16 protein-coding genes and 1 pseudogene are annotated in these 21,555 nt (G+C 53.1%); 10 read left to right on the top strand and 7 right to left on the bottom strand.

Annotated features, from left to right (window positions below; translation table 11 throughout):
• Positions 1–9 precede the first annotated feature (9 nt).
• Positions 10–276 (top strand): annotated as a pseudogene (locus tag IEY53_RS36315) (transposase); the annotation flags it as partial.
• 58 nt (positions 277–334) lie between these two features.
• Here the strand turns inward: IEY53_RS36315 and IEY53_RS17390 are convergent.
• Together IEY53_RS17390 and IEY53_RS17395 are read right to left on the bottom strand one after the other, a co-directional pair.
• Complete coding sequence (locus tag IEY53_RS17390; RefSeq protein WP_189027128.1) at positions 335–883, bottom strand: GNAT family N-acetyltransferase; 549 nt, start codon at positions 881–883, stop codon at positions 335–337.
• An 18-nt stretch (positions 884–901) separates the two neighbouring features.
• The gene (locus tag IEY53_RS17395; RefSeq protein ID WP_189027130.1) at positions 902–1,150 is read right to left on the bottom strand and encodes a DUF2164 domain-containing protein; all 249 of its coding nucleotides are present in this window, start codon (positions 1,148–1,150) and stop codon (positions 902–904) included.
• Between the two features lie 237 nt (positions 1,151–1,387).
• Here IEY53_RS17395 and IEY53_RS17400 point away from each other — a divergent pair, with 237 nt between their 5' ends.
• A complete protein-coding gene (locus IEY53_RS17400) occupies positions 1,388–3,094 on the top strand; it encodes a glutamine--tRNA ligase/YqeY domain fusion protein (RefSeq protein ID WP_189027131.1) in 1,707 nt (568 codons plus the stop codon).
• Between the two features lie 125 nt (positions 3,095–3,219).
• Here IEY53_RS17400 and IEY53_RS17405 read toward each other — a convergent pair whose 3' ends face one another.
• Positions 3,220–4,446, bottom strand: a complete 1,227-nt coding sequence (locus IEY53_RS17405) for an MFS transporter (RefSeq protein ID WP_189027133.1) — start codon at positions 4,444–4,446, stop codon at positions 3,220–3,222.
• A gap of 138 nt (positions 4,447–4,584) precedes the next feature.
• On the opposite strand from IEY53_RS17405, the gene mobA reads away from it, so the two are divergent.
• The 4 genes from mobA to IEY53_RS17425 all read left to right on the top strand — a co-directional run bounded on the left by mobA (position 4,585) and on the right by IEY53_RS17425 (position 8,837).
• On the top strand, positions 4,585–5,205 hold the full coding sequence (gene mobA, locus IEY53_RS17410; protein ID WP_189027135.1) for a molybdenum cofactor guanylyltransferase: 621 nt from the start codon (positions 4,585–4,587) through the stop codon (positions 5,203–5,205).
• A 116-nt stretch (positions 5,206–5,321) separates the two neighbouring features.
• Positions 5,322–7,184: an ABC transporter ATP-binding protein gene (locus tag IEY53_RS17415; protein ID WP_189027137.1), complete on the top strand. Its 1,863-nt coding sequence runs from the start codon at positions 5,322–5,324 to the stop codon at positions 7,182–7,184.
• Positions 7,114–7,788: a response regulator transcription factor gene (locus IEY53_RS17420; RefSeq protein ID WP_189027139.1), complete on the top strand. Its 675-nt coding sequence runs from the start codon at positions 7,114–7,116 to the stop codon at positions 7,786–7,788. Before IEY53_RS17415 ends, IEY53_RS17420 begins: the two co-directional genes overlap by 71 nt.
• Entirely contained in the window at positions 7,785–8,837 is a 1,053-nt protein-coding gene (locus IEY53_RS17425) for a sensor histidine kinase (protein WP_189027141.1), read from the top strand. The genes IEY53_RS17420 and IEY53_RS17425 overlap by 4 nt, the downstream gene beginning before the upstream one ends.
• A gap of 582 nt (positions 8,838–9,419) precedes the next feature.
• Here the strand turns inward: IEY53_RS17425 and IEY53_RS17430 are convergent.
• Positions 9,420–10,934, bottom strand: coding sequence for an aminotransferase-like domain-containing protein (locus IEY53_RS17430; RefSeq protein ID WP_308424228.1), 1,515 nt, complete (start codon positions 10,932–10,934; stop codon positions 9,420–9,422).
• 180 nt (positions 10,935–11,114) lie between these two features.
• On the opposite strand from IEY53_RS17430, the gene IEY53_RS17435 reads away from it, so the two are divergent.
• A complete protein-coding gene (locus tag IEY53_RS17435; protein WP_189027143.1) occupies positions 11,115–11,726 on the top strand; it encodes a LysE/ArgO family amino acid transporter in 612 nt (203 codons plus the stop codon).
• 172 nt (positions 11,727–11,898) lie between these two features.
• On the top strand, positions 11,899–12,594 hold the full coding sequence (locus tag IEY53_RS17440; RefSeq protein WP_189027145.1) for a TorD/DmsD family molecular chaperone: 696 nt from the start codon (positions 11,899–11,901) through the stop codon (positions 12,592–12,594).
• Positions 12,595–12,750: 156 nt separating this feature from the next.
• Here IEY53_RS17440 and IEY53_RS17445 read toward each other — a convergent pair whose 3' ends face one another.
• Together IEY53_RS17445 and IEY53_RS17450 are read right to left on the bottom strand one after the other, a co-directional pair.
• Positions 12,751–15,924, bottom strand: a complete 3,174-nt coding sequence (locus tag IEY53_RS17445) for an efflux RND transporter permease subunit (RefSeq protein WP_189027147.1) — start codon at positions 15,922–15,924, stop codon at positions 12,751–12,753.
• A 69-nt stretch (positions 15,925–15,993) separates the two neighbouring features.
• Positions 15,994–16,908, bottom strand: coding sequence for a TetR/AcrR family transcriptional regulator (locus IEY53_RS17450; RefSeq protein ID WP_189027148.1), 915 nt, complete (start codon positions 16,906–16,908; stop codon positions 15,994–15,996).
• A gap of 226 nt (positions 16,909–17,134) precedes the next feature.
• Between IEY53_RS17450 and cls the strand changes: the two genes are divergently transcribed.
• The gene (gene cls / locus IEY53_RS17455) at positions 17,135–18,643 is read left to right on the top strand and encodes a cardiolipin synthase (protein ID WP_189027150.1); all 1,509 of its coding nucleotides are present in this window, start codon (positions 17,135–17,137) and stop codon (positions 18,641–18,643) included.
• Positions 18,644–18,732: 89 nt separating this feature from the next.
• On the opposite strand, the gene IEY53_RS17460 is transcribed toward cls, so the two are convergent.
• Positions 18,733–20,232 carry a phospholipase D family protein gene (locus tag IEY53_RS17460; protein ID WP_189027152.1) on the bottom strand — a complete coding sequence of 500 codons (1,500 nt, stop codon included), beginning with the start codon at positions 20,230–20,232 and terminating at the stop codon, positions 18,733–18,735.
• A 218-nt stretch (positions 20,233–20,450) separates the two neighbouring features.
• On the opposite strand from IEY53_RS17460, the gene fni reads away from it, so the two are divergent.
• Positions 20,451–21,521, top strand: coding sequence for a type 2 isopentenyl-diphosphate Delta-isomerase (gene fni / locus IEY53_RS17465; RefSeq protein WP_189027154.1), 1,071 nt, complete (start codon positions 20,451–20,453; stop codon positions 21,519–21,521).
• The last annotated feature ends 34 nt before the right edge of the window (positions 21,522–21,555 follow it).

Genomic DNA, 21,555 nt, shown 5'->3' on the forward strand with positions numbered 1-21,555 from the left:
TATTGATAACAGGCTAGGCAACTCCTGCCACGTGAAGCGTGTTATGCTTTAGCCGTTCAGTGGAGGATTTGAGCCGGAAAGTGTGTTTGGGCAACGGAAGAACAACCGGGGACTTCGCAGTTTTTTGCTTCGAGGGATGGGGAAAATAACGCTCGGGGTCGGATGGCTTCGCTTGCCCATCCTCTGTTAAAGCAAGCCGTAAATGACCACAAACGAAAGAGCAGCGATTCTACGGGAGAATCGCTGCGCTGCTGTTGTTTTACGGTTTTGAAATGAAAAGGACTGTCTCATTCGTAGCATAATCCATTTAGGGTACAGCCGGGTTATAGACGGTTCAATTCAGCAGCTGCCACTCGCTGCGCAGCAGACCATATACGGCATGATTTACATACCCGGAGGGAAGCTTCTCGGCCTGGCGGATCACTCCTTCAAGGACGAAACCCAGCCGTTCGGGAATCGCCCGGCTGGAGAGGTTGCCGGTTGCGGACCGGATTTCCACGCGGTTCAGCTCCATTTCCAGCAGCGCGTAGTCGACGAAGACCCGGCAGGCGCTGGTCATGTAGCCTTTGCCTTCATACCCCTCGCCGAGCCAGTAGCCGATACCGACAGCACGGCTGCGCCAATCTATTTCATGGTATCCGATAATGCCGGCAAACTCGTCGCGAACCCACAGTCCGGCGGTAAATCCGCCATTGTCACTGCCCTGCTTGATGGCATTTGTGATAAAGCTGGCGATGTGGGCCTGTTCTGTAACGCCATCCACCCAGGGCAGCCATTGCCGGAGCCGTTCCCGTGAACGTTCTACCAGTGCGAACATGCTCTTCGCATGCTCGGGCATCAGCGGCTTGAGTATAAGTTCTTCATCAATGACATAGGTAAACAAGCGGCTGCCTCCTTAGGGTTATTTGCGTTTTTTCCATTCCAGTGCGTACATGTCATCCTCAAGCGATTGCAGGCGTTGTCCAACCAAAGTACGGCAATCGGCCAGCGCAGCATTATAGACTGCAGGCCCAAGCTCCTGCAGGAAAAATTCCAGCAGGTTGTCCGCAGCCAGATGGCCGATGGTCTCCCCGCGTTCATCCTCGAAATAACCGCGGATGTTCTCTACCATCATGTCCCGCTGCTCTTTGGGCAGTTTAACGACTTTCATATGAGTCCCCCTTGTGCCTAAATAAAGGTAAAATCTGTTGTAATCCTCATGCTACCTTATCCCCGGGAGAGAAGTCAAAGAATCTGCCCCCGGTTCGGAGCCGCCGGGTTTTACGCAGCGCAGATCCGGGAGCTGTGCCCGCTTTTATTGAACAATGCACGTTTAACGGGTATATTAATAGGAAACATGTTTATACAAGAAGTAGCATAATCAATATAGGATGAAAGGTTGATAGCTGTGGAGAACCGTGGTACCCCCTCCAATTTTATTAAGAATGTTATTACCGAAGATCTCCGCTCGGGGAAAGTTAAGGAAGTGATTACCCGCTTTCCGCCTGAGCCGAACGGTTATTTACATATCGGACATGCCAAGGCGATCTGGATTAACTTTACACTGGCTGATGAATTCGGCGGCAAGACCCATTTGAGATTCGATGACACCAATCCGGCAAAAGAGGATCTGGAATATGTGAACTCCATTCAGGAAGATGTGAAATGGCTGGGCTTCGAGTGGGAAGAGCTGCGTTTCGCTTCCGATTATTTTGAAGAGATGTATACACGTGCCGAGCTGCTCATCACCAAAGGCAAAGCTTATGTCGACGATCTCAGCGCGGATGAAATTCGCCAGCTGCGGGGAACGCTGACACAGCCGGGTCAGAACAGCCCCTACCGTGAGCGCAGTGCCGAAGAGAATCTGGATTTGTTCCGCAGAATGCGGGCAGGCGAATTCAAGGACGGCGAGAAGGTGCTGCGCGCCAAGATCGACATGGCCTCACCGAATATCAACCTGCGCGACCCGGTAATTTATCGAATCTCTCATTCACATCACCATAATACGGGCGACAAGTGGTGTATCTACCCGATGTATACGTACGCGCATCCGCTCGAGGATGCCATCGAAAGTGTCACTCACTCCCTGTGTTCGCTGGAATTTGAAGATCAACGGCCGTTCTATGACTGGGTCGTGGCCGAATGCGAGATGCCGGCCGTGCCGCATCAATATGAATTCGGGCGCCTGAATCTGGCCCAGACGATGACCAGCAAGCGTAAGCTCAAGCTGCTCGTAGACGAAGGTCATGTGGATGGCTGGGATGATCCGCGGATGCCGACCTTATCGGGCCTGCGCCGCCGCGGCTATACTCCGGAAGCCATCCGCAGCTTTGTCTATGAAGCGGGAATCTCCAAAAGCCAGGGTCTGGTGGATCTGCAGATGCTGGAGCATTTCATCCGTGAGGACCTGAAGCTGACTGTACCGCGCACCATGGCTGTACTTCGCCCGCTTAAGGTGGTCATTACGAATTATCCGGAAGGGGAGACGGAATGGCTGGAAGCGGAGAACAATACGGAGAACGAAGCCATGGGCACTCGTCAGATACCGTTCTCCCGTGAGATTTATATTGAGCGCGATGATTTCATGGAGAATCCGCCGAACAAATACTTCCGTCTATTCCCGGGCAATGAAGTGCGTCTGAAGCATGCTTATTTCATCAAATGCAACGAGGTTATCAAAGACGGGAACGGCGAGGTTATAGAGCTGCACTGTACGTACGATGTCGAAACCAAAAGCGGAAGCGGCTTCACCGGCCGCAAGGTGAAAGGTACGCTGCACTGGGTGGAAGCGAGCCAGGCGGTACCGGCCGAATTCCGCCTGTACGAGCCGCTTATCTCAGCAGAGGAGCCTGATGCGGATACAGAAGTCGATGGGCTGGAAGCTTCCGCCGAGAAGCCGGAGCCAAGCTTCCTCGATCAGCTTAATCCGAAGTCTATTGAGATTCTGCAAGGTTTCGTAGAGCCGGCTCTGAAGGATAGTGTGCCGCAGGATAAATTCCAGTTCTTCCGGCATGGCTACTTCAATGTCGACAGTAAGTATTCGGCTCCGGGCCGGCCGGTCTTCAATCTTGTAGTTTCACTGAAAAGCTCGTTCCAGCCGCCCAAACAAGGCTAAATAGCTTGATTGATGTTAGCTGCAAAGACGGCTGTTCCTCTACTGTGAGATGAACGGCAGCCAAATAGAACCTATAAAACAGGCTTGGCCTCCCGTCCGGGAAGCCAAGCCTGTTTGGGTCTATACTAGTAGATTTCGATCTCTTGCTCTTCTTCGCCAACCTCTTCCGGTGGCTGGTAGCCTCCGCGGGTGACGAAAAGCCACATGCAGCCGAAGCCAATAGTAGCAATCAGCGTGAAGAAAACACCGACCTGGTACATACTCTGTGCACCGAGGTTCTGGAACAGCCAGCCGCCGAGAACGCCGCCGAGAATGCCCGACAACCCGCTCCAGGTTAAGGTATACAGGGCTTGCCCCGAAGAGCGGAAGGGACGTGGCACAAGCAGCATGGTAAGCTGGGTGCCGACATAGAAGAACCCGCCGAATGTGATGCAGTGCAGGATTTGAATCAGCACTACCTGGAGCGGTGTGGTCGCTCCGGCCATCAGCCACCAGCGCAGAAGGAACAAGGCGCTGACCAGTGCGAGCCAACCGATGAGCACCGAAACCTTTCGCTTCAGGAACCGGGAGCACAGGATGAATACGCCAACCTCCAGAATGGAGGAAAGGAATACGGCCCAGCCGATCATTCCCGTGGAGCCGCCCAGATCTGTTATATATAAGGACATAAAGGTATTATTCATAGTATTGGGAATCGACACCAGAATACCGAACAGAATGAAGCACAGGAAAAACGGATTATAAAAGACCTTGCTGAAGCTCTTGAACGACAGCGGAGCCATTCCGATGGAATGGTCAAGCTTCGGCAGCATCACCAGCGCGATCATCGAAGCACACAACAAAACGGCAAACAGATAAGACAGGATGGAGATATCGCTCCAGTCCAGCAAAAGTCCGGCCGCAATGGCCGTGATGGCCCAGCCCAGCGACCCCCAGAGGCGGAAGGATTGGAACCGGTGGTTCGTACCCTCAATATAGCTTAGAATCATCGTATTGCTCTGGGCGAAGAGCGGGCCCTGAAAGAAATAGAACAAGACGATGGAGATATAGATCGTTTCATATGTATTGGCCTGAAAAATAAACTGCGACAGACCCAGGGTTCCAGCCAGCATCACAAGAACTATGCGTCTTATATTCTGGTAACGGTCCGTCCAGATTCCCCAGAACGGATTTGCGAAGATGGAGACCAGGGCGCCCAGAGACATTACAGTGCCGATCTCCAGCTTGTTCATTCCCACATCCTGAAGGTATAGTTGAAAATAACTGGTGAAAAGGACGATGGTTCCGTATACAAAAAAATTGAACCATTTCAGAGACGTGAAAGAAAGTGGCTTGTTAAGGTTCTCCCGCAAATTGGGCACTCCTTTCCCGCTGATTGCCTTGCATTTGCCTTTTTTTAAGGCACCTCTATCACTGTAACACGTGTTGAAAAGGGATACAAACCAACTTTTGATGATATTCCCAAATGTCTGTAAAAGAGGAGACTAAAGATGAAAATTACCGGCATAATTTTAGCTGGAGGGCATTCCCGCCGCATGGGAGCCGATAAAGCCCTGCTGGAGCTTGGAGGCGTTCCGCTGATTTCACACTTGGCAGCCCGGCTGTCGATCGTGGCCAATTCCGTGTGTATTGCCTGCGGCGCAGAGGAAAGGGAGGCTTACCGTTTTCTTAGATTGCCCCTGATTCCAGACCGCTATCCGGGCCAGGGACCGCTTGCGGGCCTGCACGCCGCTCTTTGGAGGTCAAATACAGAATGGAATGTGGCAGCAGCCTGCGATCTTCCTTTTGCCTCCAGGGAGATCATGCAATATATGATTGGAATAGCTGCTGCGGCTTCTTATATTGATGCAGTTGTACCTGTAAATGCCGCGGGAAAGGTTCAGCCGCTACTGGCTGTGTACCACTCGCGGCTTCTGCCCAGCCTTGAAGATGCATTGGAGCGGAAACGTCCGCGGGTCATGGAGTGGCTGGACGCCCGGAAGGTTCATTATATTCATGAGCATGAGTTTCCTGGCAGCCCGCAGGCACGTGCGGCTGCGCTGCTGAATATGAATACGCCCGAAGATTATCAGGCCGCCATAAAGCTGGCTTCATCTTTTCCCAAAGGGTAGACAGGAATGCCCGGCGGCTCGTTTAACTTCAGTTTACAAAAGGAAGTTATGGTTGGAATACGGCGGGCAGAAGAGACCTTCTTCTGTCATCTATCCGAAAGAAAAGGGGAATCTTCATGAACAGCAACACATCTTCACAGCAGCGGGGTATGACGTTTAAGCCCTTCTTGAAGTTATTGAAAGAAACGAAACCGTCTTACGGGCTGCTTGCTTTGGCTATAGGCCTCGGTATAATTTCGACTTTGGTTAGTCTGGTCATTCCCATGTTCACCAAAAGTCTAGTGGACGGCTTCTCGCTTGCCTCTGTCAGCAAGCTGCAAATTGCTGCGATTGCGGGTGCTTTTATTGCCCAGACTATCGCTGGCGGCATTTCCATCTACCTGCTCAATTTTCTTGGACAAAAAATGGTAGCCGGGCTGCGGGACCGGCTGTGGCGCAAATTCCTTGTGCTGCCGGTATCCTATTACAATGATAACCGTACCGGGGAAAGCGTGAGCCGTATGACCAACGATACGGGGATTATCAAGACGCTGATCTCCGAGCATCTGGCCAATCTGTTTACGGGCATCATCTCGATTGTTGGTTCAGTTGCCGTGCTGCTGTATCTGAACTGGAAGATGACTCTGGTTCTCTTCGCCGTAATTCCTTTATCCGCGCTGATTCTGGTGCCGCTTGGCCGCAAAATGTACAACATCTCCAAGGGGATGCAGGATGAGACGGCCTCCTTTACCGCTACCCTCAGCGGTGTGCTGTCGGAGATCCGGCTGGTGAAAGCCTCGGGTGCGGAGAAGAGGGAATATGAGGCCGGCAGAACCGGAATCATGAATTTGCTGTCCTTCGGCATCCGCGAGGGGAAGATCAATGCGATGATTAGCCCGCTGGTTTCGTTTGTATTCATGATGCTGCTTGTCGTGATCATCGGATATGGCGGGATGCAGGTGTCGGCCGGAGTGCTGAGTGCAGGGGAACTGGTTGCTTTTATTCTGTATCTCATACAGATCATCATGCCGCTTACGCAGCTGACCACCTTTTTCACCCAAATTCAGAAAGCAACGGGAGCTTCGGAGCGTATTATTGAAACGCTGGCTGCTGAGGAAGAGATTTATGAAGGAGCGTCTGAAGCAAACGGTACAGAAGGACCGATTATTGTAGAGGATCTAAGCTTTGGTTATAAAAATGCCGAAAAGGTGCTCAGCGGTGTGAGCTTTCAGATGCTGCCTGGCGAGGTGACCGCTATTGTCGGTCCCAGCGGCGGCGGGAAAACAACGTTATTCGCTCTGCTTGAACGGTTCTATGAGCCGCAAAACGGCCAGATTCTGCTCGGTGACCAGCCTGTGAGGAATTTCTCCCTGCGTTCCTGGCGCAATCTGATCGGCTACGTGTCCCAGGAAAGCCCGCTGCTGGCGGGGACCATCGCCGAGAACCTCAGCTATGGCCTGGAGCGTGAAGTCAGCGAGCAGGAAATGCGCCAGGCTGCCGCCATGGCTTATGCGGACGGATTTATTGACGAGCTGCCGGAAGGCTACCAGACGGATGTCGGGGAGCGGGGGGTTAAGCTGTCCGGCGGACAGCGGCAGCGGATCGCGATTGCCCGGGCACTGCTGCGGAATCCGAAGATTCTAATGCTTGATGAGGCAACCTCCAGTTTGGACAGCCAGTCGGAGGCCGTGGTTCAGAAGGCCCTCGGCAATCTGATGCAGGGACGGACTACCATTGTGATTGCTCACCGCCTGGCGACAGTAGTGAAGGCGAATCAGATTATTTTTATGGAAAAGGGCCAGATTACCGGCAGAGGAACCCATGAGGAATTGCTGCAGGATCATGAATTATACCGGGAATTCGCTACCCAGCAGCTGCAAATGAACCTACCGGAGCTTACCGGTGAAATAGAGGAGGCAGAGCCGGACTATGACAAAGATTCTGGTAGTGGACGACGACCCACACATTCGCGAATTGGTGGAAGTGTTTCTGAGAGCTGAAGGAATGGAGGTATCCGGGGCCTCCGATGGAGTGGAGGCACTGCATTTTCTGGAAAGCTCATCTGTGGATATGGTGATTCTGGACGTGATGATGCCGAATATGGACGGCTGGGAGCTGTGCCGTGAGCTGCGGAAGGCCTACGATTTCCCGATCCTCATGTTAACCGCCAAAGGGGACACCTCGCAGATTATCAAAGGATTTGATCTGGGGACGGACGATTATCTGGTGAAGCCTTTTGAACCGCTGGTGCTGATTGCCAGAGTAAGGGCGCTGCTGAAAAGGTACCAGATTTCGGCAGCCCAAAGTGTCAGCATCGGCCGCCTCCGGATGAACCGCAAGACGTATGAGGCGTTCACGGAAGAGGGCGAAATCACCCTGCCGCTTAAGGAATACGAGCTGCTGTTCAAACTGGCCAGCTACCCGAGGCAAACGTTGACCAGGGAACGGCTGATTGAAGAGATCTGGGGTTATGACTTTGAAGGCAATGAACGTACGCTGGATGTCCATATCAACCGCTTGCGTGAACGGTTTCCCCACGAAAAATACGACTTTGCCATCAAGACGATCCGCGGACTCGGCTACCGGCTGGAGCTTGAGGGATGAAGCTGCTTAGGAAAATAATAAAGGGTATTTTGATCTATTTGGCTTTTTTCGGCGCTGTAGCCCTCAGCTGGAGTACATCGTTTGTACTCATGAACTGGATATACGGCAAATATGGCCGCCCATCCTCTGAGTATATTGCTCAGTTAAGCAGCGTTATAGTAGGCGTTGTGATTTTGCTGCTGCTGCTTTGGGTCTTATCCAAAATTTTTCGTGGCTGGGAACGGGTATTCTACCAATCCATCATTGAGGGGATCAAGCGGATTGCCACCGGCGATTTCAATGTGGTCCTGGACAGAAACAAGGATTATGGCGAATACGGCGAAATTGTGGAGAGCATTAATGAGATGGCTAGCGAGCTCAGCCGGATGGAGACGATGCGCCAGGATTTCATTTCCAATGTATCGCATGAGATTCAGTCTCCTCTAACCTCTATCCGCGGGTTCGCCCGTGCACTTCAGGACGAGTCGCTTAACCTCGGAAGCAGACGGCATTACCTGGACATTATTGAGGCTGAAAGTACCCGCTTGTCAGGGCTCAGCGATAATCTGCTCAAGCTGTCAGCGCTGGAATCGGGCAGCTTTCCCTTTGAGCTGCGTCCTTTTCGGCTCGATAAGCAGCTGCGGGAGATCATTCTGGTCTCCGAGCCGCAGTGGCTGGACAAGGGGATCGAGGTTGAGGCTGAACTGGAGGAGGTTGAGCTTACGGCCGTTTCGGATCTGCTCATCCAGGTCTGGACCAATCTGCTGCACAACAGCATTAAATTTACCCCGCAGGGAGGGAATATCCAGATTCAGCTCCGGTCTGTGGACCGGGGAGTCGAGGTTGAGATCAAGGACAGCGGCATAGGGATAGCGGCAGAGGATTTGCCCCGCATCTTCGAACGTTTCTATAAGGCTGATAAAGCCCGAAGCGCCAGCCGCGGAGGCAGCGGGCTGGGGCTGTCACTGGTTAAGAAGATCGTGGAGATTCATCATGGAACCGTAACGGCTGCAAGCAGCCCCGGCGGAGGATCGGTGTTCATTGTGAAGCTGCCGCTTGGCACTACGTAGCTATATATTGCTTCAGCTGCCCAAGTGGCGGCTTTTTTGTCGCTTTGGAAATGATGCAATGCCAAAAAATGTGGATATCTTGGAAGCTTCAGATGATATAGCGGTGCAGGAGGGTTGGGCTCCATCAGCGGCGTGAAGAGGACAGAGGAGACTCTATTTTGCGAAAAAGTCTGCTTTTCTGGCGAATTCGGACTCAGGAGCCGTTATATCGTTCGTTTGAGCCTAGAATGAGGGAGATGGGACAATTAGCGGAATCCCTGTCCGTTTGTTCTGCTGAATAGACGAAACCTCCCCAATAACGGATTTCCTGTCCGCATCAGCCGCAGATCGTGAAGGGACCTCATCGTGTCCGCAGAGGGACCCACGCACAATCGCACAGTCAACCATTGTCTTAACCACACTATATAGGCTTTAGAGTTGTGCACGTTGCACAACAATGTGAGTTCTATGCAAGCCAAATGACGATAATCTTGCCTATTGTACAATAATCCGGGCCTAGTTAAGCTACGAGTTGTTATTCACCCGCCAGGGGTGATTTTTTTGTTATGTTCTGTCGTAAATAGTTATTTGCCATAAGTGCTATTATGATTTGAATGAACGGATCAGCTGGGCCAGCCTTGGGAGACCGGCTGCCAGTTCCTCCGGCGTAGCGAAGGCATAAGAGAGCCGCAAATGTCTGTTGTCGCTGCGGTCGTACAAATCTCCGGTGTTGAGCAGCAGCCCGGCCTTATGCGCTGTACGGAACAAGGTCCGCAGCGGCAGCGGCTTGTGCAGCGACAGCCAGATATAAAAGCCGCCTGCCGGTCTGTTCCACGAGGCGAGGCCGGTAAAATGCTGCTGGAGTATCGCCAGCATCGTATCGCGCCGCTCACGGAGCATCCGGCGCAGGAAGCCGTTATGCTCTTCATGGTAGCCGCCCTCCAGCCACCGGGCGGCAACAAGCTGCGACAGGGAGCTTGCGCCATAGTCGCTCTGCATCTTAATGTCGGCCAGCCGCCGTACTACCGGCTCGGGGCCGACCACCCAGCCAATGCGCAAGCCCGGGCTGGCCGCTTTGGACAACGTGCCGAGATGCAGCACCCGGCCCGTATGGTCGAGCGCCTTCAGCGGCGGCGGGGGAGGGGAATCCAGCCACAGCTCCTGATAGGCGCCGTCCTCAAGGACGGGCAGCTGCAGCGCTTCGGTGACGGCCATTAAGGCTTCGCGCCGTTCCCTATCCATCAGAATGCCAGTCGGATTATGGAAGGACGGGATGCTGTAGAGCATGGCTGCCTGGGAGCGCCGGGTTTCCCGGGCAATGCTGCCGGTGAGCAGGCCCCGCTCATCCATCGGCAGACCGCCCAGCTTCACCCCGGCCGATTGAAAGGCGTGGATGGAGTAGAGGTAGGACGGCCTCTCCAGCAGGATCGCCCCGCCGCGCGGCAGCAGTCCAAGGGCAACCAGCTGCAAACCTTGCAGCGCACCGGAGGTAATCAGAATCGAGGATGGCGGAGCCGCTATTCCCAGCTTGGCCAGGTGGGCGCTGACGGCTGCCCGCAGCCGGGGGCTGCCGAGCGGCTCTTCGTAGGCCAGGTTTAGCGGCTTCTGCGCAAGCTCGGCCAGAATCGCCTGCATCGCTGCACCGGGCAGCAGTTCCGGGGCAGGCTCTCCTGTACCGAGACGGATCAGACCCGGCTCGTATTCGAGCCGGTTGATCGCCTGTACTGCAGGCAGATTCGGGTAATGTGTCCCTTCCTCGACATAATCATTCCAGTTGCCGGCTCTGCCCGGAGCGGGGTTGGTTGAGTCTGGCGAGATCACGACTTTTGTTCCGCCGCCCCGATTCCCTTCAATCAGGCCAAGTGCGGTCAGTTGTCCCAGTGCGGTGACAAGGGTACTCCGGTTCACCTTCAGCTGGCGGCACAATTCGCGCTGCGGGGGCAGCCGCATGCCGGCAGGCCAAACGCCGCTGCGGATGAAGCCGGTTAGATAGTCAGCAATTTGCTTATAGAGCGGTAGCGGCGAGTCTTGCACCGGAGTCCATTCCCTGCCGGAGGCTGGTGGTCCTGAGGACAATTCTGGGTTTACAACGCCGGTGGTTTTCGTATGGGGCTTCAAGTGGAATGCTCCTTTTTGCCTTGAGTATATCATGGTTTGGCGGGTGTAAAAGGTTTGGTTGGGTGCCATGCGCATATTTGGATGGTTACGAATGTGGCGGCACTGGGTATGATCGGTATTGCTACAGGGGCTCGAGACTAGGCCGTCCGCTGCGCAGAAGATTATCCAGGAGGTACGTTGATGATAGAAGCAGTTATACATGGAGTAATATTAGCTTTCGGACTTATTTTGCCGCTGGGGGTACAGAATATATTCGTCTTTAATCAAGGAGTGCTGCATCCGCGGCTCCGCAGTGCGCTTCCTGTTGTGCTGACGGCAGCTTTATGCGATACCTTGCTGATTGGGGCAGCCGTCGGAGGTGTATCGCTGATCGTTCTTTCTGTGGCTTGGATAACACCGGTAGTTTACGGAGCAGGAATTTTGTTCCTAACCTATATGGGCTGGAAAATATGGCAGGCTACTCCCGCCATGAATGAACAGAAGATACGTTCCATCAAGGGGCAGGTAGGATATGCACTTTCGGTATCGCTGTTGAATCCGCATGCGCTGCTCGATACGGTGGGGGTAATCGGGACAGGCTCCCTGCAGTACAGCGGAGGGACACGTCTTGCTTTCACCGTGGCTACTATTACAGTTTCCTGGATCTGGTTCCTTGGTCTGGCTGCAGCCGGGCATCTGTTCAGACAAGCGGATGCGTCCGGAAAGGCAGTCAGGCTGTTGAATATAATCTCCGCGTTATTAATCTGGGGGATTGCGGGGTATATGGTGCTGCAGCTCTGGCGGATACTGTGATGTGGGCAAGACAACGGCTGCTCTAAAGCAGGCATTTTCGGAGAGGTCAGGATTAGTTTGACAGTTCAGCGACAATTGCAGGGAATGGTCATAGAATGCTCACGGAAAGCGCTTTAAAAAACCGATATAATTTAAATATAAAGAGTAATCCAAGTAGAGGAGGATTTGCACAATGACCTTACAGACTGTTTCGTCACTTGTCGTTCCGGAAACCTTTAGCCGTTGGCTGGACAGCCGAGGATTAATATACCAGCTTTTGATAGACTTCTTCGGAAGAAAGCCGTCGCTCTCCCTCGTTGCCCAATGGAGCCGCAACCGCCAGATGAGTATAGCGGCTGAAATGACTGAGGGCGGACGCGAGTTGAAACGATATTTATGCAGCCAGGAGCCGGGTGAGTTGCCCAAGGTATGCGAGAAAGAGAATCTGGAATATAAGCGCTTGATGAACGAAGGGGCTGTTGGCTCTTTCGTCCCTCGTGAGGCCGCCCAGCTCGGCCGATCCGAGGAGTTCTGCAATGTGCTCTCGGATGTATATGCCTCAGCGGGTATCGTATTCAAGAAGTGCAGCGGCGAAGCCGATGATCATATTGCAATTGAGTTGGAATTTATGGCTGTGCTCCATGAACGTATGCTCTTCAACAGTTTCTCTGTACGAAGTGCGATGGAACTGCTGGAGATCCAGGAGACTTTCCTGGAGGAGCATTTGCTGAGATGGACACCGCAGTTCTGCGACAGGCTGAATGCAGCAACTGACAGCAAGCTATATCTGGGACTTAGCCATATGCTGGAGGAATTTCTTCCACAAGATCTGCAAATGCTGCGTGCTTGGAAGTCTTCACTGGAGAACAGTGCTGCTGCAATGGCTTGAGTACCATAATTAGCGTCGAAACATTGCATAAGGACAAAGACGCCTGTCCCGTAGCCGGGGAGGCGTCTTTATTCTGTCCTTTTTGCAGAAAAAGCCAGAGGGATGTCCCCTGCAGCCCTTTTATGGCTTTGGGGACATCCCTCTGTTCAGTTGTTGTTATTCATATACCTTTTTGCTGCGGAATTTCATCAGGAATTCGTACACCACCGGCACGATGACCAGGGTCAGCAGTGTGGAACTGACCAGGCCGCCGATAACCGTAACGCCAAGTCCCTTGGAGATGATACCGGCGCTGCTCTCCAGGCCCGTAACCAATGGCAGCAGCGCGCCTATGGTTGCGAGTGCGGTCATCAGAATCGGACGCAGACGGGTTCCGCCTGCTTCAATCAGCGCTTCACGGGTGGAGAGTCCTTCCTTCTCCTTGTGAATAACGCGGTCAATCAAGACAATCGCATTGGTGACGACGATACCAATCAGCATCAGAGCACCCATCAACGCGGAGACGTTAAGTGTTTCCCCTGACAGCAGCAGCGCTACCAGTGCACCGATGACGGTGAAAGGCAGGGAAAACAGGATGGCAAACGGAGCCAGTCCGCCGCCGAAGGTAACTACGAGCACAAAGTATACGATGGCGATCGCTGCCGCCATGGCAATACCCAGTTGGCCGAAGGTTTCATTGATCTGCTCGGTCACGCCGCCGAAGGTCACGCTTACTCCGTCCGGTAAGTCCAATGCATCGATTTTGTCCTTCACATGGTTTGAAGCGCTGTTGACATCGCTGGCAATAATTTCGGCGGTGACATCCACCTTCATTTTACCGTCCATACGGGTAATGGAATCCGGTGAAGAACCTTTCTCAATGGAAGCCACATCACCGATAGGGACTTCAAGGCCAAGCGGCGAGGCCACTGTAGCCTGTTCCATTTCCTGGATACTCTTGTAGGTATCCTTGTCGGTCTCGATATAGACATTATAGTTCTTGCCGTCCAGCTCAACTTCTGTGAGGACAGGGCGCGTTCCAGCCGGAGCCAGCTTCATGGCGATCTGTCCCGCAGTCAGTCCAAGAGAGCTGAGCTTGTCCTGATCGGCTACTAGGGTATATTGATCGTAAGCTTCGGAGAGGCTGGTCTCGCCGTCCTTGAAGTTTGCGGTATCAGCCTTCACAATATCCGCGATTTCGTCGGCCACCGGTTTCAACTGCTCCAGGCTGTCACCGAAGATGTTCACGGTCAGGGTGCTGCCGCCAAGCCCGCCGCCGGCCATACCGGACAAATCACCCCATACTCCCTCGGGGACTTCCTTGGACAATCCTTCTATCAGCTTCTCCTTAACGGCTTCAAAATCTGGAGTGTCGCTGTCATAAGCGACATAGAAGAGTCCTGAGTTGCCGGAGCCGCCCATTCCGAAGGGACCGCTGCCGCCGATGGAATATTGCATTTTGTCCAGATGCTCCTGGGCCAGGATATATTTCTCGGCTTTCATACCGAGCGCTTTGACGTCTTCAAGCGTTTGCCCGGCTTTCGGCGAGAAAGTCAGGGTCGCATTTTTCTCTTCCTGTGAAGGGAGGAAGCTGACGCCGATCGGCTTGATCAGGAACAGGCTGCCCCCCAGCAGCAGAAGTGCCGCCACGAAGGTAATCAGCTTATGGGAAAGGCTCCATCTCAGAATTTTCTGATAACCGGCTGCCATTCGGTCAGGACGTTCACCATGGCTGTTCTTACCCTTCTTCTTGAGGCCGTTGCGGAAAAGAGTATGCGCCAGTGCGGGAACAAGGGTGATGGCCACCACCAGTGAAGCCAGCAGGGCAAATACCATTGTTAATGCAAAAGGCAGGAACAACTCGCCAACCATCCCGCTGACAAAAGCAAGGGGCAGGAATACGGCAATCGTTACGATGGTCGAGGACATAATCGGCACGAACATCTCGCGGGTAGCCGCACTGATCAATTCCCTCCCGCGTAATCTCTCGCTGGATAGCGACAGCCGCCGGTAGATATTCTCAATAACAACGATGGAGTCATCAACGACCCGGCCAATGGCGACGGTCATGGCGCCCAGCGTCATCATGTTCAGTGTAATATCCATCTGTCGCAGGCACAGAATCGCAATCAGCAGCGACAATGGAATCGAAATGATGGAAATAATAGTGGAGCGGATATTCCGCAGGAAGAGCAGAATGATCAGCACGGCGAACAAAGCACCAAAAGCGGCCTTGGACAACATGGTGTTCACGGAATCTTCGATCGGCTTGCCCTGATCCAGCAGCACGGTTAGATCGAGTCCCTTATACTGCTCTTTGAGCTCCTCCGTCTTGTCTTTCACGAGGTTCACAACTTCGACGGTATTGGCATCATTGGCCTTGACGATCTGAATCCCGATGGATTCCTTGCCGTTGGTGCGGGAGATTGACTCGGAATTGCCGACTACCTCAATAGCAGCCAGCTCGCTCAGCTTCACTGTCGGCAGACCGGCACCCGAAGGGAGGGCTCCCGCCGCTTGACCGGCTCCGGCAGCCCCTGGCGAAGTTCCGCCGCCTGCGGTCGGTGCTGTTCCGCCGGGGCTCATGTTAGCGCCGGCTGCACCTGGAGTTATTGGAACACTCAGGTTCTTAAGATCTTCCACTGTGGTAATGTTTCCGTCTACGACCACTGCTTTTTGGGATTTTTCAAGCTCAAACAATCCAAGCGGAACGCGGAGCGAGGAGCCTTGAACCATACCCTTTACAGTTTCTTCGCTCAGCCCGTATTGACTAAGCTTGGCCTGATCGAACTTCAGTGTCACTTCCTTGACATATTGACCGGCAATCTGAACGGATGCCACACCGTCCAGGTCTTCCAGCTCGGGACGGATATCGTTCTCCGCAATCCGGGTCAGTTCTTCAAGATTCTTGGAGCTGTCGCTTGCAAGGCTCAGTGATACGACTGGCAGGGAGCTGAGACTGAAACGGGATATACTCGGCTTTTGCGCAGCTTCGGGCAGAGCCACTTCATTCAATGCTTCGCGGACAGCGGCCGTAGCATTATCCAGATTCGTACCGTAATCAAATTCAATTTGAATGCTGGAGGCATTCTCCAGTGAAGTGGAGGTCAGGGTCTTTACGCCATCCACATTGCGGAGCTTTTGCTCAAGCGGCTTGCTGACATCATTAACCACGCCTTCCGGTGCTGCACCAGGGTATATTGTGGTTATACTCAGGTAGGGGATACTGATATTAGGCAGTGTCTCTTGCTTCATTGTGAGTCCGCTGTAGAGACCGGCAAAGACTATAATGATGGTAAGCAGCCATATCGCGAACTTATTCCTGAGTGAGAAATTAATTAAACTTTTCATAAGTTACGTTTCTACTCCTCCCGGGCCTTGATCTCTCAAGACCGCTTGTTCTCTTTCTGTATTTACTTCTTAAGACAACGTGCAAGGATTGCTTCCAAAAGACATAATCAGCTTCTTCAGCTCCTGCAAATGTTTCTCCAGTGCGGAGTGACTCTCCAGATTCGACAGCATTCCTTGAATGATCGCTCTGCGCGGATGCGGGTCCAGCAGCTCACCATCCAGAATCGTCAGTGATTCAAGTGCATCTTCGAGCTGCTCGGGTTCCAGATTAGCTGCTGCACTGACGATCGTCCGCATCTCTTTTATGAGCTGGAGCGGATTTCTGCGGAGGTTTTCTTCATGCTCCTCCATCCAGCTTGCCAGTACCGCAGGAGAGATGAGCGGTTGTGATGACCCCGCCAGCAGACCAGACACCAGGATATCCATCAGATCCAGCAGATGGTCAGCCATTCGGGCGATGGACACAGGTGAATCCAACTGGAAAATCACACGTAGATAGGAGTGAATCATCCCATGCACGACGAGACTTAAATCGCCGGTATAGGGCAAAATTTCCGGCCCATATAGGGTTTCCAGCTTGGATTTAAACCAGCTTAGGAGAATTCCGTTGCTTTTGCACAGCCACTTGGGGATATCTGTCTGGCCTTTTCCGGCCAACTCCTGAATTTGCCGCTGCAAAAACTCCCGCAGCTCGTAGACGTGGTTGAGCAGAATTTCAGTCTGGTTGCGGAGTTTCTCCCGTGGAGAGCGGTTGCTTTCCTGCTCCTCGCGGATCAAGGGGTCGCGAATCATCCGGTAGCAGTAGATGAAGATGCTGTGTTCCAGTTCTTCTTTGGATTTGAAGGCCAGATACAAGCTGCCCTTGGAGATTCCGCAGAGCTCGGCGATGTCCTGCATGGAGGTTGAGGATGAGCCCTTCACCGCGAACAACTGCATCGCTGTCTTGATAATCTGTTCTCTTTTGTCTATGGTTCGGTCGGCCACAAGTAATGATAACCCCCTTTTTGACTTTCCGGTTCTCTAATTGACTATCCAGTCAGGCCGATTATATTATAAATTTTGTGCTATTACAAATTTACGGAACCAAGAGGTTACAATATTGTCGTAATTTCATTTTGCCTTGCATTCCAGTAGGAAGTCAGGGGTTCTTCATGTAATATATAATTGTGTCATTTTCGTGATAGTTTCATTTCAAGAAGGTAGGTAGCGTATGAGAAGAGGATTGCAGGCAATCATCATTATTGGGGCATTTATTGCTTTTTATTATTTTGGTTTTGGATTGTTCGGAAGTACAGGTACCACCATCATCAGTATTTTTTCGACCTTGACGGTCATTTCTATTGGTTTGGCCATTTCGATGGAGAACCGCAATCCCTCCACGACGATGTCCTGGATTCTGCTGCTGGCCTTGATCCCGATCGTGGGACTTATTTTCTATTTCCTGTTCGGACAGAATGTTTTCAAACGCCGCAAATACGATAAAAAGGCCCAACGTGATTTAATGGCTTACGAGCGGATTGAGAATGATGCACTGCGGATGCATCAGGATTGGTCGATCTTTGAACCGTCCCACCAGAAGCTGCTGGGCTTGTCGCAACGGCTCGCCCGCTCGCCGATCTCCTTTACCTCGGAGACACGGATTCTGACAAATGGCGAGGAGACATTTGGCACCCTGCTTATGGAGCTGCGTCAGGCCCAGCATCATATCCATATGGAGTATTACATCTTTCGGGCCGATCATATTGGAACCCGCATTCAGCAAATCCTGATTGAGAAGGCCCGGGCAGGTGTGAGGGTCCGTTTTATGTATGATGCAGTAGGCAGTATTCAATTATCCAAAGCGTTCCTGAAGGAAATGAGCGATGCGGGGATTCAGGTGGCGGCATACGGCAACTCCACCTCTTTCTTTTCCAGCCGGGTTAATTACCGGAATCACCGCAAGATTGTAGTTATAGATGGTGATGTCGGATTCATGGGCGGTCTGAACGTGGGCGATGAATATTTAAGCCGCAGCAAGACCTATGGTTTCTGGCGTGACACGCATATGCTGATCCGGGGCGAAGCGGTGCGGACGATGCAAATTATCTTTTTGCAGGACTGGATGCATACGACGGGCGAGAAAATTCTTGAGCAGGATTACCTTTCGCCGCAGCTGCGGTTTATGGCCGGAGACGGGGCGGTGCAGATCATTGCCAGCGGCCCGGATAACGAACGTCGTGCGCTGAAGAATATTTTCTTCTCCATGATTACCTCCGCCCAAAAATCGGTCTGGATCGCCAGTCCGTACTTCATCCCGGACGAGGATATTCTGACCGCGCTGCGTGTGGCTGCAATGTCGGGGCTGGATGTGCGTCTCCTGTTCCCCGCCAAGCCCGACAAGTGGATTCCCTTTCTGGCTTCCCATTCCTATTTCCCGGCGCTGCTGGAATCGGGTGTGAAGATTTACGAATATGAAAAAGGCTTCATCCACTCCAAACTGCTGATTACGGATGGTGAAATTGCCACGATCGGTACGGCGAATATGGATATGCGCAGCTTTCATCTTAATTTTGAGGTGAATGCCCTGCTGATCCAGACAGAAAGCGTCTCGCGCATCGTGGCCGATTTCGAGCGGGATTTATTATCCACCAGCCAGATCGAGCAGGAGACCTTTATGAATAAGCGGCTGCTGGAGCGGATGCTCGAATCGGCAGCCCGCCTGATGTCACCGCTGCTGTAGCTATAATCTGCTGCTAAGCATTACCCTAACCAAAAACCACCGGGAAGTCTGCAGGCAGACCTCCACGGTGGTTTTTGATTTGGTCAGCTTTAGAAGGTGGTGAAGCCGAGCGTTTTTTGCAGCTTGAACAGGATATATTTCATCCATGTTACATCACTCTGATAATCCTCTAGCGGCAGGCTGTATTCTGCGCCCTCGTTGTTCCACAGCCGCTTGAAGTAGCCCTCCATCTCCGTATAGAGCGGCTGGTCCTGCTTCACCGCGACCCATAGGTTATTCTCCAGGTTGTAGTCATCCAGATTGCGGGCCGTGAAATTGGTGGATCCGCCCAGAATAATCGAGTTACCCTCCGGTTTAGCGATAAACAACAGCTTGGGATGATATTGTTCCTTGGTAGTGTTATACCAGCGGATCTGAATGCTGCCCTGTGAACGGCGGTTCAAATCCATGGCAACCGGACGGTTCGGAATGCCGATCTTGTCACGGCCAAAGGCATTCTGGTTGGGATCCAGCAGCAGCCGGACCTGAACGCCGCGACCTGCGGCATCCAGCAGTGCGTCCAGAATACCATCATCGGCAAGATAGAACATGCCCATCCATAAAACGTCTCCCTGTTGAGCGTCATTGATGGCCTTCAGAGCATATTTATACACTTTACCTTCGGTTAAATAACGGACTTCCAGTGCTCCGCCGGCTTCACCGCCGCTTGTCCCGGTAAACTTAGGTTCCTTGCTCAGCAGTGGGCCTGCGCCCGATAGATCGGCTGCCGCCTGCTCTGTTTTAAGAATATCGCCGATGATGGGTCCCTTTACCTCCAGTGCGATATTGGAATGATAGGCACTTGCATCATGTACATTAGCCGAGGAGATCAGAGCGGTTTGCTCGCTGACAATGACCTTGCGGTGGTTAGCCTTCACATTCAGCAGCTTCAGATAGGAGCGTGCCGTTATATCCGGACCTTCACCCGCCATCAGGTTGGGAATCCAGCCGGTACCGGATTGTCCGAACCACTGGATAAAGGTACGCCACACGGCAGAATAAGCAGGAGTGGAATCACGCAGAGCATCGACATCCGTGAGGACCACCTTGATCCCCGCAGCCTTCATATCCTCCAGCAGCAGATTAGGAGCGGAATGATAATTGGTATTGACCTCATCGGTTATAAAAACAATGTCCATGCCCGGATTGGCGGTTTTGTGGGCAATCAGCTTGTCGGTAAGCATACGGCTGACAGCCGGAAACTGCTGGTCCGCATGAGTATAATCGTTGAACAGGAACAGATCGACAACCAGAAATTCTCGGGATTCCTCTATAATCTGCAGCATTCGCGGCAGAATCTCGCTCTCCTGTCTCCCCGTAGGGCTTCCGTCGGCATAGGTCAAGTCATGCCAGAAGTCAACCTGGTCCACCCGGTACACCGGGCTTTCGTAAGAAAGTCCCGGGGGCAGCGGTTTGTGGGTCTGATAGATCATCACGCCGATCAGCCAGAGGACCAGAAACAGGGTGATCCGCAGCGTCAAGGTACGGCGGTGTAAGGGAATTCTCTTTTTGCTGGGGGAGTGGATGGAAGGATGGCGGCTTGGGTTCATGGGAGTTCCTCCTGAAGTGTCACGGAGCTTTGTTCATTGTATAGCGGCGATGCTCCGGCATCTAAGAACCTATTACCGCCCGCAGGACAGAAGTGAAGCAGGTAAGAAAGTGAAAGCGGCCTCCAGTATTGAAGGAATATCCTCTTATTGTAAATTGATGCGCAGAGATGTGTTATAATGGTTCAAAATATAGAAGGAAAGCAACGGGAGGACACATCATGAATCATACGCCACAGGACGCGAACGGGAAGTCGCTGCTGCCCGCTTCCAGGACAGGGGAACGCAAGATCGAACATGTAAGATTGTGCCTGAACGAAGAGGTGGCGGGCAGCGGAATTACCACAGGTTTTGAACAGTACCGTTTCCGTCATAATGCGCTCCCGGAGCTTAATTTTGATGAACTTTCGCTGGAAACGGTATTTCTGGAACGCAAGCTGCGTACACCGCTGCTCATCAGCTCGATGACTGGCGGGAGCGCCACCACCGGGGCTATTAATGTCCGGCTGGCGGAAGCGGCGCAGCGCCGTGGCTGGGCCCTTGGAGTGGGCTCGGTGCGGGCTGCCGTGGAACGCTCGGAGCTGGCCGCTTCCTTTCATGTACGCGGTCAGGCACCGGACATTCCGGTGATCGCCAACATCGGTGCGGTTCAGCTGTCCTACGGTTTTGGGGCAGAGGAATGCCGCCGGGCTGTGGAGATTGCCGGGGCGGACTATCTGGTGCTCCATTTAAACGGTCTTCAGGAGGTCTTCCAGCCGGAAGGCAATACCGGTTTTGGTTCCTTGCTGGCGCAGATTGAACAGGTATGCCGGGCCCTTGAAGTCCCGGTCGGCGTGAAGGAAGTCGGCTGGGGCATTGATGGAGATACGGCGCTGTGCCTGTATAACGCCGGAGCGGCCTTTATTGATGTTGCCGGTGCCGGCGGAACTTCCTGGAGCCAGGTCGAGAAGTTCCGCAGCAAGGACCCGGTGAGGAGGGCGGCGGCCGAAGCCTTTGCGGACTGGGGCATCCCGACAGCGGAATGTATCGCCGAGGTGCGGGCCGTATCGCCACAGGGCGCTCTGATCGGCAGCGGCGGCCTGAAACATGGGGTGGACGCGGCCAAAGCGCTGGCCCTTGGTGCTGATCTGGCTGGCTTTGGCCGGAGCCTGCTGGGTCCGGCTGTCGACTCCGAAGAAGCGCTGGACGCTGCGCTGGCCCAGGTCGAACTGGAGCTGAAGACGGCCATGTTTGGCATTGGCGCTGCCAATCCTGCAGCGCTGCGTGGGAACCGCCGCCTGACCCGCAGGTAGATCAAGATCACAATAAGAAGCAGGAAGGGTTACC

The sequence above is a fragment of the Paenibacillus albidus genome, from assembly GCF_014644435.1.
Lineage (GTDB): Bacteria > Bacillota > Bacilli > Paenibacillales > Paenibacillaceae > Paenibacillus_AQ > Paenibacillus_AQ albidus.

Coding starts and splice junctions, on each gene's coding strand:
- IEY53_RS17395 (WP_189027130.1), bottom strand. CDS start 1,150: ATGAAAGTCGTTAAACTGCCCAAAGAGCAGCGGGACATGATGGTAGAG.
- mobA (WP_189027135.1), top strand. CDS start 4,585: ATGAAAATTACCGGCATAATTTTAGCTGGAGGGCATTCCCGCCGCATG.
- IEY53_RS17415 (WP_189027137.1), top strand. CDS start 5,322: ATGAACAGCAACACATCTTCACAGCAGCGGGGTATGACGTTTAAGCCC.
- IEY53_RS17420 (WP_189027139.1), top strand. CDS start 7,114: ATGACAAAGATTCTGGTAGTGGACGACGACCCACACATTCGCGAATTG.
- IEY53_RS17425 (WP_189027141.1), top strand. CDS start 7,785: ATGAAGCTGCTTAGGAAAATAATAAAGGGTATTTTGATCTATTTGGCT.
- IEY53_RS17435 (WP_189027143.1), top strand. CDS start 11,115: ATGATAGAAGCAGTTATACATGGAGTAATATTAGCTTTCGGACTTATT.
- IEY53_RS17440 (WP_189027145.1), top strand. CDS start 11,899: ATGACCTTACAGACTGTTTCGTCACTTGTCGTTCCGGAAACCTTTAGC.
- IEY53_RS17445 (WP_189027147.1), bottom strand. CDS start 15,924: ATGAAAAGTTTAATTAATTTCTCACTCAGGAATAAGTTCGCGATATGG.
- cls (WP_189027150.1), top strand. CDS start 17,135: ATGAGAAGAGGATTGCAGGCAATCATCATTATTGGGGCATTTATTGCT.
- IEY53_RS17460 (WP_189027152.1), bottom strand. CDS start 20,232: ATGAACCCAAGCCGCCATCCTTCCATCCACTCCCCCAGCAAAAAGAGA.
- fni (WP_189027154.1), top strand. CDS start 20,451: ATGAATCATACGCCACAGGACGCGAACGGGAAGTCGCTGCTGCCCGCT.